Source organism: Colwellia sp. TT2012 (assembly GCF_001440345.1).
GTDB lineage: Bacteria > Pseudomonadota > Gammaproteobacteria > Enterobacterales > Alteromonadaceae > Colwellia.
Genome location: NZ_LJYX01000009.1, coordinates 171,416 through 189,597 on the forward strand (window position 1 = coordinate 171,416; position 18,182 = coordinate 189,597).

At 38.0% G+C, this 18,182-nt stretch carries 12 protein-coding genes; 8 read left to right on the plus strand and 4 right to left on the minus strand.

The genetic code is table 11. From position 1 onward, the window contains the following. The first annotated feature begins 19 nt into the window (after positions 1 to 19). The 4 genes from ASU03_RS06855 to ASU03_RS06870 are packed head-to-tail and all read left to right on the plus strand — an operon-like array spanning position 20 to position 6,523. Positions 20 to 1,768 (plus strand): SpoIIE family protein phosphatase, encoded by a 1,749-nt coding sequence (locus tag ASU03_RS06855; RefSeq protein ID WP_057831132.1) that lies wholly within the window; start codon positions 20 to 22, stop codon positions 1,766 to 1,768. A gap of 32 nt (positions 1,769 to 1,800) precedes the next feature. After that, positions 1,801 to 2,967: a response regulator transcription factor gene (locus ASU03_RS06860; protein WP_057831133.1), complete on the plus strand. Its 1,167-nt coding sequence runs from the start codon at positions 1,801 to 1,803 to the stop codon at positions 2,965 to 2,967. Then, positions 2,964 to 5,135 (plus strand): ATP-binding protein, encoded by a 2,172-nt coding sequence (locus tag ASU03_RS06865; RefSeq protein WP_057831134.1) that lies wholly within the window; start codon positions 2,964 to 2,966, stop codon positions 5,133 to 5,135. The genes ASU03_RS06860 and ASU03_RS06865 overlap by 4 nt, the downstream gene beginning before the upstream one ends. A 29-nt stretch (positions 5,136 to 5,164) precedes the next feature. Next, on the plus strand, positions 5,165 to 6,523 hold the full coding sequence (locus tag ASU03_RS06870) for a diguanylate cyclase (protein ID WP_057831135.1): 1,359 nt from the start codon (positions 5,165 to 5,167) through the stop codon (positions 6,521 to 6,523). A 3-nt stretch (positions 6,524 to 6,526) separates the two neighbouring features. On the opposite strand, the gene yfaE is transcribed toward ASU03_RS06870, so the two are convergent. The 4 genes from yfaE to ubiG all read right to left on the minus strand — a co-directional run bounded on the left by yfaE (position 6,527) and on the right by ubiG (position 11,694). Then, the gene (gene yfaE / locus ASU03_RS06875; RefSeq protein WP_082627186.1) at positions 6,527 to 6,838 is read right to left on the minus strand and encodes a class I ribonucleotide reductase maintenance protein YfaE; all 312 of its coding nucleotides are present in this window, start codon (positions 6,836 to 6,838) and stop codon (positions 6,527 to 6,529) included. A 42-nt stretch (positions 6,839 to 6,880) separates the two neighbouring features. After that, positions 6,881 to 8,011 carry a class Ia ribonucleoside-diphosphate reductase subunit beta gene (gene nrdB / locus ASU03_RS06880; RefSeq protein WP_057831136.1) on the minus strand — a complete coding sequence of 377 codons (1,131 nt, stop codon included), beginning with the start codon at positions 8,009 to 8,011 and terminating at the stop codon, positions 6,881 to 6,883. Positions 8,012 to 8,133: 122 nt separating this feature from the next. Continuing rightward, positions 8,134 to 10,404: a class 1a ribonucleoside-diphosphate reductase subunit alpha gene (gene nrdA / locus ASU03_RS06885; RefSeq protein WP_057831137.1), complete on the minus strand. Its 2,271-nt coding sequence runs from the start codon at positions 10,402 to 10,404 to the stop codon at positions 8,134 to 8,136. 546 nt (positions 10,405 to 10,950) lie between these two features. Beyond that, positions 10,951 to 11,694 carry a bifunctional 2-polyprenyl-6-hydroxyphenol methylase/3-demethylubiquinol 3-O-methyltransferase UbiG gene (ubiG, locus tag ASU03_RS06890; protein WP_057831138.1) on the minus strand — a complete coding sequence of 248 codons (744 nt, stop codon included), beginning with the start codon at positions 11,692 to 11,694 and terminating at the stop codon, positions 10,951 to 10,953. 312 nt (positions 11,695 to 12,006) lie between these two features. Between ubiG and gyrA the strand changes: the two genes are divergently transcribed. From gyrA to cmk, 4 genes are all read left to right on the plus strand, one after another. Continuing rightward, positions 12,007 to 14,733: a DNA topoisomerase (ATP-hydrolyzing) subunit A gene (gyrA, locus tag ASU03_RS06895; protein ID WP_057831139.1), complete on the plus strand. Its 2,727-nt coding sequence runs from the start codon at positions 12,007 to 12,009 to the stop codon at positions 14,731 to 14,733. A gap of 128 nt (positions 14,734 to 14,861) precedes the next feature. Beyond that, positions 14,862 to 15,950 (plus strand): 3-phosphoserine/phosphohydroxythreonine transaminase, encoded by a 1,089-nt coding sequence (serC, locus tag ASU03_RS06900; protein WP_057831140.1) that lies wholly within the window; start codon positions 14,862 to 14,864, stop codon positions 15,948 to 15,950. A gap of 80 nt (positions 15,951 to 16,030) precedes the next feature. Continuing rightward, positions 16,031 to 17,380 (plus strand): 3-phosphoshikimate 1-carboxyvinyltransferase, encoded by a 1,350-nt coding sequence (aroA, locus tag ASU03_RS06905; protein ID WP_057831141.1) that lies wholly within the window; start codon positions 16,031 to 16,033, stop codon positions 17,378 to 17,380. A gap of 103 nt (positions 17,381 to 17,483) precedes the next feature. Continuing rightward, entirely contained in the window at positions 17,484 to 18,164 is a 681-nt protein-coding gene (gene cmk, locus ASU03_RS06910) for a (d)CMP kinase (protein WP_057831142.1), read from the plus strand. Positions 18,165 to 18,182 lie beyond the last annotated feature (18 nt).

An 18,182-nucleotide genomic window follows, 5' to 3' on the forward strand; every position in this document is an offset into this window, starting at 1 on the left:
CGATATTTATGGTGGATATATGTCTACAAATCAAAAGCTTGCCTTGGTTGTTGATGATTCTAAAATGCAATGTAAGTTGTTAACTGTGTTATTGAAGGAGGAAAATTATCAAGTCATTATTGCTAATGATGGTGCTAGTGGTGTGAAAATGTATATTGAACACCAACCAGATCTTGTTTTAATGGATATTAATATGCCTATTATGGATGGTTTTGAAGCGACCAGGAGAATAAAGAAACTGTCGGGGGAGGGAACACTAGCACCCCTTATATTTATTACCAGCATGGATAGCGAACAAGCTTTTATTGATAGTGTCGAGGCTGGCGGTGATAGTATTTTGGTACGGCCTTTTACGCCTAGAGTTTTCAAAGCTAAAATAAAGTCTATTCAAAGGATTAGTGATTTAGTTGACCAGGTAAAAGGTTTACAACTAGAGCAACAGAATGATGCGGAGCTTGCTGAAAAAATGATGTCAGGAGTCATTGAAGCGAGAAATTTTGCCTTAGATAAGATTGGTGTTATTAAAAAAGCCGCCACTATTTTTAGCGGTGATATCCAATTGAGTGCCTTATGTCCTAATGGTGATCTGCATATTTTACTTGGGGATTTCACTGGCCATGGCTTACGGGCATCGATTGGTGCTATTCCAGTCACTGAAACGTTCAGAGCAATGACTAAAAAGGGTTTTTCCCTATTAGAAATAATCGCTCAATTAAACCGGCAAATGTTTACCTTATTACCCGGAGATTTGTTTTTTGCGGCCAGTTTTGCCTGCATTTCAGAGCATGAGAAATCGGCATATATATTTAATGCCGGTTTACCCGATGGATACTTATTTGATGTTCAGGCAAACATAAAAAAACAATTTATTTCAACACATCCCCCCTTAGGAATTTTACCAAAATTGCTTGCCGATGCTCAGGTCGAAGTCGTGCAAGTTACGGCTAATGACCGCATAGTATTTATCACTGATGGCATTGTTGAAGCACGTAATCAGGCAGGGGAACTCTTTGGCTTTTCGCGTTTTGAAAAAGCAGCTATGGATGGAGTAGGCAATAACATGCTGGTAAACACGGTTTTGAATCGCCTTGATGATTTTTGCCAGAACTGCGCCCAAGAGGATGATATTTCATTGGTCGATGTTCCCTGTAGTGGCTGGCAACAAATTAAATTGAGTAATAAAGTAACAATACCTGAAGGTTTTACCGAAGAGGATAACTATTTTGCTACCGTCAAAAATTTATTACCCACTTGGTCTTATCACTTACATTTAACGGGAGCGTTACTCAAAAAGGTTAATCCAATCCCGTTAGTTATGAATCAAATTAATGATTTAGAAGGCGCTGGTGAGCATTGGCAAAGTTTATATACTATATTAACAGAGCTGTTTATTAATGCCCTAGATCATGGAGTACTCGGGTTGAACTCCTCACTAAAAAATTCAGCGGAAGGTTTCAGTCAATATTTTAAAGAGCGAGCAAACAGGCTAGAGATGTTGGCGAATGATGATATTCAAGGCTCTGAAGATTTTGTTGGCATTACCCTTAAATACTTTCCCCTGACTAAAGGTGGCAAGATGATAATAAATATTAAAGATAGTGGCCAAGGGTTTGATATTTTGGATGTTATGAAAGATAACAGCATTGCCATGAATGACGGTTTAAAGTTAAGTGGTCGAGGGGTGGAGTTAGTCAATCAACTTTGTGACACCTTGGATTATCAAGAGCAAGGTACTTTAGTGATAGCCAGTTATATTTGGCACGACTAAGTAGCGTTAAGTATCATAAAAGGAATAGTAAGATGGTAAAACATAATTTATTAATTATTGATGATGATATTGACTACTTAAAGTTATTGGCTGAAAGTTTAGAAGATTCTTTTGAGGTGAAATGTGCCCATAACCTATTGGCAGCTCAAGATTTACTAAAAGAAAATATCAAATTTGATATCGCTTTAGTTGATGAAAACATTGGCAATGAGAAAGGCTCTGATTGGATTAAATCCCAGCAAGGGCATGAAAATTCGCCTACCTCATTTGTACTTTATTCAGGTATGGCTACTGAAGAGGCAATATTAAAAGGCTTAGAGTGCGGCGCCGATGATTTTTTAGCAAAACCATTTTCCTTATTAGCCCTTAATTCAAAGCTTGAGAAACTGATTGACTATCAAGATAAAATACATGATTTTGAAGATGAAATTAAATCAAAAAATAATGTCATCAATGTCTCAATGGCGCAAGCATCAAAATATGGCAGTTGTATGCAATTGACCTCTAAACTCAATCATTGTTTTTCTTATGAGCAAATTAGAGATGAAGTCTTTTCATATTTTAATCGTATGGATTTGCATGGTTGTATTGCTTTTTATCCAATTAATGATAAACCTAGTTTCTATAGTGCTCAAAAAGGTGTGTGCTCACCGGTCGAAATTGAAGTAATGGAGCTGTTGAAGTTTAAATCACGTCTTTATCGCTTTGGCTCAAGAACCATATTCAATCATACCTTGGTATCATTATTTATTCTTAACCTTGAAAATGACACGGTTGATACTGACATATTTATTGATGCTTTAGCCTCAGTTATCGAATGTATTGGTTCTAGAATTGCCTTCATTACCTATAAAAATTCACTGGTTAGTGTGCAAGAACAAATAAAGACCGCGGTGAGTACAACTAAAAAAATGGTGGAAATATCTAAACATCATCAACAAGAAGTAATGAATGAAATAGTGCAAAAGATGGGTACTAGCTTCCATATTTTAGATATGACCCAAGAGCAAGAAGATTACCTTATGGATTTAGTGCATGGAGCGCTAAAAAAACATAGCCAAGATGATATAAATTTTCTAGAAGTTACCCAGTTACTTGATCAAGCTTTATATAGTATTGATCAACTGCAACAATTAAATACCGAGAATGACCAAATTGATAATACTTATGATTTTGATGATGAGGATGAACTATTTTGAGCTCACAATCACACGAATTAACACACAAGGTATTAACGGGCATTGATGAGGCCTATTGGCAATGGGATCTTGTTAATGAAAGCATTTTTTATTCCGCCCAGTTAATGAAAATACTGGGATATGAAAATAAAGAGAAAATAGGCACAAGTGTTATATGGGAAAAACATTTGGATCGTAATACGCTAGAGGATGTGCATAGCAAAATTCAACAACATTTAAAGGGAGAAATGGATCGTATTGATATTACTATACCGATTGTAAACAACCAAGGTCATAAGTTATGGTTACATGCGGTTGGTAAAGTTGTTGAACATATTGATGGCAGAGCTAGTTTAATGTTTGGCACAGTAAAAGATGTTACTGAAACCAAGAACATGATAGTGCAATTAAAAAAACAAAATGATTGGTTAATGTTAGCCGAGCGTATCAGTAATTCTGGTCATTGGCGCTTTGATATCCAATCAGCAACACTCGATTGGTCGGCAGAAGTATTTCGTATTCATGGGCTAACGAATAAATCGATAGTACCCACTTTTGATAAAGCGGTTGATGTACTTTTAGCCAAAGATAGAGCAAAGTTTCGCACTAGTTTTCATAATGCTATTCACCAACAGCAGCCTTTTTATCTCAAAACAGCGCTTACGCAACCGTCGGGGAAAAAAATTAAAGTGGAAGTCATTGCCGAAGTAGAACGTGATAGTAATGGCATTGCCCTTGCCGTTTTCGGCGTTTATAAGGACATCACTCGCAGTGAAGATTTATTTGAAAAGTTAAAGCTTTTGGCTATGGTAAATTTCACCATAAAAGTACCGATCTTCTTTATTGATGATAATGATAATGTTGTTTATCAAGATATCTCTCCTCATCATGATGGCATCAGTGCCGTGCTTTTTAATTATATAAATTTTAGCATTACTGAATATATGGAGTTTAAAAAGCTCGCTAAAAAACAAGGTCAAATAAAAGAAAATAACGTTAGCTTTGATAAATACACCACGGTGTTTGATTTATCAGTTACCTATGAGGCCGATGAAGGTATTTATATTTGGATAGTGGAGAATGTAACAGATAAGTTTCGTACAGAGCAGCAACAAGTGATCTCTAATCGTTTAGCTTTGTTAGGTAATACCTTTGGTAATGTCTCCCATGATATTAATAATGTATTAGGCGTGGCGCTTGGTGCTATTGAAATGTTGGAGATAAAGTTTTCCCGGGGCGAAGATATTTCTGATTATATCGACAGAGTCAAAAATGCCATAGATAAAGGTAAAGATGTTACTGAGCGTTTATTGGCATTTACGCGGCGGCCTACCGTGAAAGTTGTTAGCTTTGATCCTATTCAAGATATTTTCGATAATCAATATTTATTTAAACAGTTATTGCTAAGCACTATCAAGATTACCTTTAACTTTCAACCTATGCACTGTTTAATCAACTTCCCCCAGGGTGAGTTTATTAATATTTTATTAAACTTAGTACTCAATGCTCAAGATGCTATTCAAGAAAAAGGGCTTAGTGGTCACATTGAGATTTCAGCAAACTTGCTGGATAATAACCGTTTAGAAATTCATGTAAAAGATAGCGGTATTGGTATAGAAAAAGAAAATTTAACCAAGATATTTGACCCATTTTATAGCTCTAAATCTGTTAATAAAGGGAATGGTATTGGTTTGGCAAATGTGTATAGTACTATGTATAAACATAATGGCTTGATTCAGGTGGAAGGGTATGGTGCCCTTGGTGGTGCTCATTTTACCCTAGTATTTAAATGCAAAGTATTAAGAGAAAAGTTCTTAGCTAATGAGCCTAAATCAAACACGTTACGTTATAAAAATACCAACATTTTAGTGCTTGATGATGAGGTTAGTATTGCGGAGTTTGTAGCATTGTTTCTGGAGAGTAAAGGGGCAAACGTTGTTGTCGCCAATAATAAAAAAGAACTGATAGACAGAATTAATTCGGATATTGGCTTTGATATTTTTATCACGGATATGATTTTACCTGACTTATCAGGTAAAGAAGCGGTTAATTTGGTGATGGAAAAGTTCCCTGATATTAATGTGTTTTCTATTAGTGGCTACATAGCCATTGAAGATAGAAGCTGGGATTATCCGGTACTTAGAAAACCTTTTAATTCGAAGGAATTAGCTGAGTTTTTAGCTATGTGATTTAAAACTTATTGTCGGGTGACTGCTAAATGATCTTAGATAAAGCATATAGAATACTTGTAATTGATGATGCCAAAGATACTCAGTTGCTATTAGAGTTTGATCTTGGTACCGCTGGGTATCAGGTCACAAGCTGTGATAGTGGCGAAGAGTCACTGGCTATTTTAGACACCTTGGCAATAGACCTTATTTTACTCGATATGTATATGCCAGGCCTTTCTGGTTTAGACACTTTAGCCAAAATTAAAGCTCAATCAAAAAGTGCTAAAATTCCTGTGATTATGTTATCCGCCTCCACTGATGAAGATGAAGTGGTTGCTTGTTTAGATCTTGGCGCAGGGGATTATGTGATCAAACCTTATGTCGCTAAAGTGCTGCTAGCGCGCATTAGAACGGCCATAAGATTAAAAGAAAAGACCGCTCAACTTGAATATTTAGCTAAAACAGACTTTCTTACCAGTATGAATAATCGTGGTAGTTTTTTTGAACTAAGTAGTAAAGCCATAAGTTTAGCTAATAGAGCAGAGCAACCATTGATCGTAGCAATGTTTGATATTGATTTCTTTAAAAAAGTTAATGATAATTTCGGTCATGATGCGGGTGATCAAGTATTGCGTGTTTTTGGTCAAAGCATGACCGAGGTATTTAGAGATTATGATATTGTTGGCCGAATTGGCGGTGAAGAATTTGCTGTTTGTTTACCTAATACCAGTAGAAGAGATGCCTATATTGCCTGCGAGAGGTTACGGCAACAAGTTGAGCAGCTTAATATAAAAATTACGAACGAAAATAGTAAAAATACAGAAATAAAAATTACTGTCAGTGTTGGCCTAGTCTTAGCTGACGATGATTACTTAACCATTGATGAATTATTAAAACAAGCGGATAGTGCGCTATATTTTGCGAAAGAAAATGGCCGTAATCAAGTTGTTGATGTTAGCTCACTGACTAATCTTGTCGACATCGACGATGATCCCATTAGAGCCAGCTTAATGGCTACGGATAATGTTTTATCCGGCACTGTTGGCAATGCTATTGTTCTTAATTATGATGGTATTGACTTTGAAGTAGGCGTTAATAATGTCTTAGGTGATGAAGACTTATTTAAAGAAATTTTAGTGATGTTTTATCAAGATCACCATCTTGATGGTCAGAAGTTACAAAATGCCATACAAGAGCAAGATATTGCTAGCGCTAAACATATAGCGCATACCTTAAAAGGCGTTGCTTGTTCAGTGGGTGCTATGGCTTTGTTTGAAGCAACAAAAGCCCTTGATATAGCTATCAATGATAATCAGCAAGGTGATTATGATGGCTTGTTTTCCCTACTTTCTCCAGAGCTCAGCCGAGTGATGAAGGGCATAGAATTACACTTGGATGTTAGCTAGGCATTACTCGTCTATTGCTATGCTAATGTCGGTGACAGGAACACAGCAGCAGGGTAAAATTTCATTTTCACCAACAAAAGCTAAGGGGTCCCCTAAGGGATAGTTAATTTCGCCGGTAACTAAAGTTACCCGACACGCACCACAAAAACCATCACGGCAATGATAATGTACTTCGATGTTGGCAGACTCTAAACAGTCGAGTAAAGTTTGTTCGGTATTTTCAAAAGGAACAACTTTACCCTGAACGGTAATTTTAGGCTGCAATTTGATGATGTCCTTCATGTTTTGAGTGGCGTTTTTTACCTTCATACTCATGCACCCGCCTAAATTAAGGCTAGTATCACCATCATTCTCTCTCTATAAGTCAAAACCGTCAAAATCATCAACATCAACAGAAGAGTCAACTTGACCAACTAAATAGCTAGATATTTCAGTCTCTTGAGGGGCAACCTGCACATTATCACTAACAAGGTAAGCATTCATCCAAGGTAAGGGATTACTTTTTATATCGAAAGGTGCTTCATAGCCAATGGCAGTTAAACGCTGATTTGAAATATATTCAATGTATTGATTTAATATTGCAGCATTAAGGCCTATCATTGAGCCATCTTTAAATAAGTATTGTGCCCATTCTTTTTCTTGTTCGACCACCTCTAAGAATATTTGCAAACCCTCATTGCGCATCTCTTCACAAACAATCTTCATTTCAGGATCATCTTTTCCTGATTTCCAATTATTTAGAATATGTTGAGTACCTGTTAAATGTAGTGCTTCATCGCGGGCTATCAATTTAATGATTTTGGCATTACCTTCAAGCAACTCACGCTCTGCAAAAGCAAAGGAACAAGCAAAACTAACGTAAAAGCGAATAGCTTCTAAGGCATTAAGAGAGCACACGGCTAAGTATAAACGCTCTTTTAGCTTCCTAGTGCTAACTTCAATTGTTTTCCCCTCAACTTCATAGCTACCTTCACCCTGAGATTGCAATAATTGTGTGGTCAAAATGACATCATCAAAATACTTAGCAATGCTAGTTGCGCGTTTTAAAATTGCTGGGTTAACAATGATGTCATCGAATACTTCACTGGGGTTGGTGAATAAATTTCGTAAAATATGGGTATAAGAACGAGAGTGAATTGTCTCACTAAAGGCCCACGTTTCCACCCAAGTTTCTACTTCAGGTAAAGAAACTAAAGGCAAAAATACGGCATTAACAGATCGTGCTGCCATTGAGTCCAATAATATTTGATACTTTAGATTAGAAATGAAAATATGTTTTTCAGAGTCGGTTAGGCTCTGCCAGTCGGCTCTGTCTTTAGAAACATCCACTTCTTCAGGGCGCCAAAAAAATGAAAGTTGTTTTTCAATTAATTTCTCAAAAGCAATATAACGTTGTTGATCATAACGAGATATATTGACGTTATTGCCTAAAAACATTGGCTCTATTAAAGCATTATTTGGAGTTTGGTTAAACGTGGTATACGTCATGAATCTTATTCCTTTGGAGTACTACTGACCTATTGCTCTTAGGCCGTTGTAGTAACGAGAGCCCAGTACTTTGCTAGGCTCTTTTTATTTATAAATGGTAAGGTGAGTAAGCTTTTTACGACTTAAATCTTACAAGCGCCGCCAGCACAATTATCATCTTCTAGCTCAATATTATCACTAGCACCATCTCGGGTATTATGATAATACAAGGTTTTAATGCCTAGTTGATATGCGGTTAAAATGTCTTTTAGAATTTGTTTGATTGGTACTTTTCCACCTTCAAACTTAGCAGGGTCGTAATTAGTATTGGCTGAAATAGCTTGATCGACAAATTTTTGCATAATACCGACTAACTCCAAGTAACCTTGGTTGTTAGGAATATTCCACAATAACTCGTAGTTATCTTTAAGTCTTTCATACTCAGGCACTACTTGTTTCAATACCCCGTCTTTACTGGCTTTAATACTAATTAAACCGCGTGGCGGTTCAATGCCATTGGTAGCATTGGATATTTGTGATGAAGTTTCTGATGGCATTAATGCGGAAACCGTTGAGTTTCTTACGCCATACTTTTTAATGCTTACTCGTAAACTTTCCCAATCTAAATGTAATGGCTCACTGGTAATACCATCAATGGTCTTTTTATAAGTATCAATAGGTAATATACCTTGGCTTAAGCGAGTTTCATGAAATTTAGGACAAGCACCTTGCTCTTTCGCTAATTCATTGGATGCTTTTAATAAATAAAACTGAATCGCTTCAAACGTACGATGGGTTAGGTTATTCGCGCTACCATTTGAATAATAAAGACCATTTTTTGCTAGGTAATAAGCATAATTGATAACACCGATACCAAGTGTTCTCCGTGCCATGCTAGCACTTTTTGCAGCAGCAAGCGGGTAGTCTTGGTAATCTAGTAAACAATCTAAGGCACGAACGGCTAGATCGGCTAAACCCTCTAACTCATCTAAGGAATCGATAGCGCCTAAGTTAAATGCCGACAGTGTACACAGTGCCACTTCACCTTCTTCATCGTTAATGTCATTCATTGGTTTAGTGGGTAAGGCAATTTCTAAACACAAGTTGCTTTGACGAATCGGCGCTTTGCTTGGCTCGAATGGACTGTGAGTATTACAGTGGTCGACATTTTGTAAGTATATACGGCCAGTGCTGGCACGTTCTTGAGCAAACAAGGTAAATAGCTCTATCGCTTTAATACGTTTTTTACGGATAGAATCATCATTTTCATATTGTACATAAAGTTGTTCAAATTTTTCTTGATCGGCAAAGAAGGCATCGTAAAGGCCCGGTACATCACTTGGGCTAAATAAGGTGATAACCCCACCTTTAATTAAGCGCTGATACATTAGCTTATTAAATTGTACGCCATAATCTAAATGACGCACGCGATTTTCTTCGACACCACGGTTATTTTTTAACACCAGTAAACTTTCAACTTCAAGGTGCCACAATGGATAGAAGAGAGTCGCAGCACCGCCACGCACGCCGCCTTGTGAACAACTTTTTACTGCGGTTTGGAAATGTTTATAAAATGGAATACAGCCAGTATGGAAGGCTTCGCCATTACGAATAGAGCTACCTAAAGCACGTATTCTTCCCGCATTAACGCCAATCCCCGCGCGTTGAGAAACATACTTCACAATGGCACTGGATGTGGCATTAATTGAGTCTAAACTATCACCACATTCGATTAATACACAAGATGAAAATTGGCGGGTAGGTGTACGTACACCAGCCATAATGGGTGTCGGTAGTGAGATTTTAAAGGTTGAAATAGCATGATAGAAATTCTCTACATACGTTAATCGTGTTTCCTCTGGATACTTTGCAAATAAACAAGCGGCAACTAACAGGTAAAGAAATTGTGCGCTCTCATAAATTTCACCGGTAACACGGTTTTGTACTAAATATTTACCTTCAAGCTGTTTTACCGCGGCATAACTAAAGGCTAGATCACGACTATGATCTAAAAACTTTTCCATATGCTCAAAGTCATCTTGACTGTAGTCGGTTAATAAGTGTTGATCATATTTTCCTGCTTCTACCATCTTGGTAACGTGGCTATAAAGGGCAGGGGGCTCAAATTGACCATAGGCTTTCTTACGTAAATGGAATACTGCTAACCTTGCCGATAAGTATTGATAATCAGGTGATTCTTCTGATATAAGGTCGGCTGCAGATTTTATAATGGTTTCGTGAATATCTTCAGTCTTTATGCCATCATAAAATTGAATATGAGATTTGAGCTCTACATGAGAAACAGAAACTTTTTCAAGTCCTTCCGCGGCCCAAGCAATAACACGGTGAATTTTTTCAAGGTCAATGGCTTCTTTCTTGCCATTTCGTTTGGTTACAAAGAGGTTGTTATTCATGAAGTACCTGTAAAGAGATTATTGTTATTGCTTATTTATCGTCCCTAATAAAACGGGTCTAAAACGTCCCTAATAAAAAACCCCCACTCGTTTGAGCAAATTTGTGCCTTAAAACGTAGTATTTTAAAATAACGACTGAGCAGCAAATGCACAATATCTAGGGTTTTTTATAATATCAAACACAAGATAATGGGGTTTTACCTGTTTTGCAAGTGATAAAACATCTTGATCTTTGCCATTTTCATTTTCAAAAAACCGGGGTTAGTGTTGACTAACCTAGCAAGACTTTTTCATTTTGGAATTTACTAAAAGCAACGATTATTTTCGTTATTTTATCCACAAGTGAATTTTATAAATTATTTTTAGTGAAAATTTCTGTTTGCTATCGTGATTTAGTATAACGGGATTAATGTACAGCAATAACAATGACTTATGTTTCTTCGGTTACAGAAGAGTAATGTTTAAACAACTTGGCTATTAATACAACACTCTTATTCATCACGCTAAACACTAGCATTATTTAATTTAGCTAGGGTCTATCGCTTGCTAGCAAAGCTTACGACAACAGATAATATAATTAACATCAAGAGAGTCTATCAGTTTGTGATTTCCCGTTAACGGATTGTAGAAGATACCACTAGCATCAATACACTTTAAGTCATGTAATGCTGCCCAGCTAATAAGTTGTGAAGGGCGAATGAACTTATCATGGTCATGGGTACCGTCAGGAACAATTTTTAAGATTTTTTCGGCAGCAACTATGGCCAGTAAATACGACTTTATACTCTTATTTAGCGTTGAAAAGAAGATCAAACCACCCGGTTTAACTAAGGTGGCACACGCTTGCACAACTGAAGCTGGGTCAGGCACATGTTCAAGCATTTCCATACAGGTTACTATATCAAACTTTTCACTACAGTCTTGCGCCTTTTCTTCTGCGGTAATTTTCTGATAATTTATTGATAAACCTGTTTCTAACGCATGTAATTTAGCAACATTTAAGGGTTCCATGCCCATATCAATCCCGGTGACTTTAGCACCTAACTTTGTTAATGATTCAGATAAAATACCACCGCCGCAGCCTACATCGATGACTTGCTTATCATACAAACCATTATTTGCTTGAGTGTCGTTATCTAGCCAAGCAATATGTTGGCATATAAATTGTACTCTTAATGGGTTGATTTGATGTAAGGGTTTAAAGTCACCCTTTAAATCCCACCATTGGCTGGCAATTTTATTAAATTTTTCAATTTCATCTTCATTTACGTTAAGTGGTTTGGTTGACATATTATTTTAAGCTTCAAGTTAAATTTTAATTATTTCATTCTAAACCAAAGTTATTTTCAAACAAAGGGTATAGATCAAATCAAGGCTATTTTGTTGCTTTTTTAAACTGATTATAACCCCTTAAAAATGCTTTAAATAAAGCGGTATGGCATCAAACATTTTTATGCTAGTATGCTGCGTTGATTACTATTATTAGTGTCTATTAGATAACAATAAAATCTTTAAAATACCGTTTTTCAAGATGCTTATTTAGCCTAGCTATATTAGAGATGCTGTTAAACAAAAGAATTAGTTAAGGGATACCATCGATTTATGTCCGATCTGGCCAAACAAATAGTTCCAGTTAATATTGAAGATGAACTAAAAACCTCCTATTTAGATTATGCCATGAGCGTAATAGTTGGGCGTGCATTGCCTGATGTTCGTGATGGCTTAAAACCTGTACATCGCCGGGTATTATTTGCCATGGATGTCTTAGGTAATGATTGGAACAAACCGTATAAGAAATCAGCCCGTGTGGTTGGTGATGTTATTGGTAAATATCACCCCCATGGTGATACGGCTGTTTACGATACCATCGTTCGTATGGCGCAACCATTTTCATTACGTTACATGCTTATAGACGGGCAGGGTAACTTTGGTTCTGTTGATGGTGATAGTGCCGCGGCAATGCGTTATACCGAAATCCGTATGTCTAAAATCGCCCATTCTATTTTAGCTGACTTAGATAAAGAAACCGTTGATTTTGTGCCTAACTATGATGGCACTGAATTTATTCCTGTGGTTATGCCAACTCGCATACCTAATTTATTAGTCAATGGTAGTTCGGGTATTGCTGTGGGTATGGCGACCAATATTCCTCCGCATAATTTGACTGAAGTCATCAATGGCTGTTTAGCGCTTATTGAAAACAGTGAAATATCTTTTGAACAGTTATTGGAATATATCCCAGGCCCTGACTTTCCAACAGCGGGTATTATCAGCGGTCGTGCGGGTATCGAAGAAGCATACCGTACAGGTCGAGGTAAAATAAAGATTCGTGCGCGTGCCAGCATTGAAGTGCATGAAACTACGGGTAAAGAAACCATTATTGTTCATGAATTACCTTACCAAGTAAATAAAGCTCGCCTTATTGAAAAAATGGCAGAATTGGTGAAAGATAAACGTCTAGAAGGTGTTTCTGCACTACGTGATGAGTCAGATAAAGACGGCATGCGGATGGTTATCGAAATTAAGCGTGGTGAAGTCGGTGAAGTTGTTTTAAACAATTTATACAAGCTGACACAAATGCAGATTTCTTTTGGTTTTAATATGGTGGCATTAACTAACTGTCAACCAAAACTATTTAACATTAAAGAAATGCTTGAAGAGTTTGTTTTACATCGTCGTGAAGTGGTAACCCGCAGAACTATTTTTGAATTAAAGAAAGCACGCGAGCGTGCTCATATCTTAGAAGGCTTATCGATTGCCTTAATAAATATTGACCCGATCATTGAATTAATTAAAAATTCAAACAATAGAAAAGATTCCGAAGAAAAACTTATTGCCCAAGGGTGGGCATTAGGTGCAGTAGCCGATATGCTTAGCGCGTCAGGCAATGATGCCGCACGCCCTGAGTGGTTAGAAGCAGAATACGGTATTCGTGATGGTTTATATTATTTGACCGCAGAACAAGCAAAAGCCATCGTGGACTTGCAGTTATATAAATTATCTGGCATGGAACACGAAAAGATTTTAAGCGAGTACAAAACGCTATTAGAGATAATTGCGGAATTACTGCATATTTTGACTACGCCAGCACGTTTAATGGAAATTATTTGTGAAGAGCTTATTGCTATTCGTGAAGAATTTGGCGATGAGCGTCGAACTGAAATCACGGATGCTTCCCTTGATTTATCGTTAGAAGATTTAATCACTGAAGAAGATGTTGTCGTGACCTTATCACACGAAGGTTATGTTAAGTACCAAATATTAAGTGATTACGAAGCTCAGCGTCGTGGTGGTAAAGGCAAAGCGGCAACTAAGATGAAGGAAGAAGACTTCATCGAACGTTTATTAGTGGCGAATACCCATGACACCATCTTATGTTTCTCAGATCGTGGTAAATTATATTGGTTGAAAGTTTACCAATTACCGTTAGCAAGTCGTACTGCCAGAGGTAGACCGATTGTAAACATCTTACCATTAGAAAGTAATGAACGTATTACTGCTATTTTACCCGTACGTGAATATGAAGATGATAAATTTATCATTATGGCCACTGCTTCGGGCACCGTTAAGAAAACGCCATTGAAGGCTTATTCAAATCAACGTGCCAATGGCATCATTGCTTTGAATTTGCGTGATGACGATACCTTAATTGGTGTCGATATTACTAACGGTGAAAACGATATAATGCTTTTCTCTGATGCAGGTAAAGTTGTGCGTTTCAATGAAAAAGCTCGTGATAGCGAAACAGGTGAAGTTAAAATTGACCCTGAAACTGGCGAAGAAATACTAGCCTTACGCTCCATTGGTCGTACAGGTACAGGTGTTCGTGGTATTCGACTTGACGGTGATCAAAAAGTTGTTTCGCTTATTGTGCCGAAAAATAATGGTGCCATTCTAACCATTACCGAAAATGGTTTTGGTAAGCGTACTGAATTAGCAGAATATCCAGCGAAAAGTAGAGCAACGAAAGGTGTTGTTTCTATTAAAGTCAGTGAACGTAATGGTAAAGTTGTTGGCGCGGTGCAAGTTGAAGAACTTGATGAGATCATGCTCATTACCGATAACGGCACCTTAGTACGGACTCGCGTCAATGAGGTTAGTGTTATTGGCCGTAATACTCAAGGGGTACGACTGATTCGTACTGCAGAGGATGAACATGTGGTTGCACTACAACGTATTGACGAAATTGAGGAGCCCGAACCAGTTGAAGACGTTGCTGAGGGTGACGATATAGTTGAAACAAGTGCCGAGCCCAATTCCGAAAACAGCCCAGAGCATAGCGCTGAGCAGGATAGTACAGATAGCACACAAGACGACAAGCAAGAATAATTGTTGTAGTAAAATTTAAAAGGGCGGCTAATCACCGCCTTTTTTAATGTGATTTTATTAGTGAAATACTATTTTAAATAGTATTTTAAATAGTATTTTAAATAGTATTTTAAATAGTGGGAAGGATAATGTCTGAAGTATTTAATTTTTGTGCTGGCCCAGCTATGTTACCGACAGCGGTAATGGCAAAAGCACAGCAAGAGTTTGTTAATTGGCAAGACACTGGTAGCTCTGTAATGGAACTAAGTCACCGTAGTGGTATTTATATCGCTATGGCTGAAAAAGCAGAAGCAGACTTGCGTGAGTTGATGTCTATTCCTGATAATTACCAAGTATTGTTTTGCCATGGTGGCGGACGAGGACAATTTTCTGCGGTACCACTTAACTTGTTGCCTCAGGGTAAGTCTGCGGATTACATTGTCTCAGGCTCGTGGTCAAAAGCGGCGGCTGTTGAAGCAAAAAACTTCGGTGATATTAATACCATTAATATCATCCAAGACAATGATATTAGCTCAAGCCTTTTAGCCAGTTCAGACTGGCCACTCAATCCCGATGCTGCTTATGTCCATTACTGTCCCAATGAAACCGTTAATGGTCTTGAAATTAATACGATTCCAGAAACCCATGGTGTGCCTTTAGTTGCTGATATGTCATCAACTATTTTATCCCATGAAGTGGATGTCAGTAAGTTTGGTTTAATTTACGCGGGGGCACAAAAAAATATTGGTCCATCCGGTTTAACCATTGTGATTATTCGAGAAGATTTACTTGGTCATGCACAAATAGCAACGCCATGTATTATGAATTATAAAACATCTGCCGATCATAATTCTATGTATAACACGCCGCCAACGTATGCTTGGTATCTTGCCGGTCTGGTCTTTCAGTGGCTCAAAGAGTTAGGCGGGGTAAAGGCAATGGCTAAAGTAAATCAAGTTAAAGCTGAGCTATTGTATCAAGCTATCGATAAAAGTGACTTCTACCTTAATCACATAGAAAGTCAGTATCGTAGCAAGATGAATATTCCTTTTTGGCTTAAAGATGACAGCTTAAATAGTAAGTTTTTAAGTGAATCTGAGGCTGCGGGTTTAATGGCGCTAGAAGGCCATAGAATGGTTGGCGGTATGCGGGCAAGCATTTATAACGCCATGCCACTGGCAGGTGTGCAAGCCCTTGTTACCTTTATGGCAAAGTTTGAGCAAGAAAATAAAAGTTAGTGGCTCTTACTTAACAATAAAACAAATAAAAATGATTTTTAACACTTTCTAGAACAATATTATTAATAGTTGGAATATCCATGTCTCAAGCAAAAAAGGCGTTAACCTTTACTACTCGCCCTGGTCATAGCGTTTCAGGTGATATTATAGTACCTGGCGATAAATCAGTTTCTCATCGCTCAATCATGTTTGGTTCATTAGCCAATGGTACTACCCATATTAAAGGCTTTTTACCAGGACAAGATTGTTTAGCGACTATGAATTGCTTTAAAGCGATGGGCATAGAAATTGAAGGGCCAGATAGCGATCATAATGTGACTGTTCACGGTAAAGGCTTACATGGCTTATCACAGCCGAAAGAACAGCTTGATATTGGCAACTCAGGTACCTCTATTCGTTTGCTTTCGGGCATCTTAGCTGGGCAGCAGTTTAGTTCTTCTATGGCCGGTGATGTCTCCTTAAATACACGCCCTATGGCACGTGTCGTTGAGCCATTACAATTAATGGCGGCTAATATAAGTGCACGTGAAGATGGCACACCACCGGTTCATTGCCACGGATCTAGTGGTAAGCTTAAGGCTATAGATTACCTTTTACCTATGGCTAGTGCACAAGTTAAATCATGTATTTTACTTGCTGGCATGTATGCAGAGGGCACAACAACTGTAACAGAGCCTGGTATTACCCGAGATCATACCGAGCGTATGTTAACCGCTTTTGGTTACCCAGTTACCGTTGAAAAAAATATTGACGGAGACGAACAAAAAACACGTATTTCTATTGAAGGTGGCCATGAGCTGACCGCTTGTGATATTCAAGTACCAGGCGACATTTCTTCAGCAACCTTCTTTATGGTGGCAGGACTTATTGCCAAGTCGGGTGAGATCACCATACGTAATGTAGGCATGAACCCAACCCGCATCGGTGCTATAAATATTTTAAAAGCTATGCAAGGTAATTTAACCATTATCAATGAACGCATGGCTGGAGGTGAGCCCGTTGCTGATATTGTTGTTAAAGCATCGAAATTACAGGGCATAGATATTAGTGAACGTGATGTGCCGCTCGCTATCGATGAATTTCCAGCAATATTTATTGCCGCAGCCTGTGCTAATGGTACAACGAGATTACGCGGCGCAGAAGAGTTAAGAGTAAAAGAAAGTGATCGTATACAGGCCATGGCTGACGGCCTTATTGAACTTGGTATAGAGTGTACTGTTTTTGCCGATGGTATTGACATTACTGGTGGTGAAATCGGTTCAGGTACGATTCATAGTCATGATGATCACCGAATCGCTATGTCATTTGCTATTAGTTCATTAAGAGCAACCGGTAGTATTACTATTTTAGATTGTGATAATGTAGCCACCTCTTTTCCTAATTTTGTTAGTTTAGCTAATGAAGTTGGTTTATCCATTACTCAAGCGTAAGTTAGGGTGATAATGTTACAAATCAACAGAGTGTTGTCGCGTTAAATTGTTTATAATGCTTTAAAATGAATAACGTACTGTGGCGTAAAGAAAGGAAAACTATATGAATGAAAAATTCCCCATTATTACCATTGATGGTCCAAGTGGTGCAGGTAAGGGGACCGTTGCTAGGATAGTAGCGGATCAATTGGGCTGGCATCTGCTCGATAGTGGTGCTATTTACCGTGTCTTAGCGGTGGCAATTCAGCATCATCAACTCTCCTTAGATGATGAAGAGCCGCTTATCCCTATGGCTGCCCACTTAGATGTGCAATTTGAAATTAATAATCAAGGTGAAGGAACCGTTATTTTAGAAGGCGAGAATGTTACCGATATTATTCGTACCGAAGAAATCGGTGAGTTAGCTTCAAAAGTGGCTGCCTTTCCTCGTGTTAGAGAGGCATTGTTACGCAGACAACGCGCTTTTAGTGTTAGTCCTGGCTTAGTTGCCGATGGCCGAGATATGGGCACAGTCGTTTTCCCGCAAGCTGAAGTGAAAATATTTTTAACTGCCAGCGCAGAAGAACGCGCGCAAAGACGATTTAATCAGTTGAAAGAAAAGGGCTTTGATGTTAAAATCGGCCGCCTTTTGGATGATATACGTCAGCGTGATGAGCGAGATCAAAATCGTGAAGTTGCTCCGCTTATCCCCGCAGAGGGTGCGTTAATGATTGATTCTACTGATATTTCCATTACGGAAGTGGTTAATAAAATCCTGTCGTTTGCCAATGGCAAGTTAACGTAAAACAACCAGCTTTAAGCT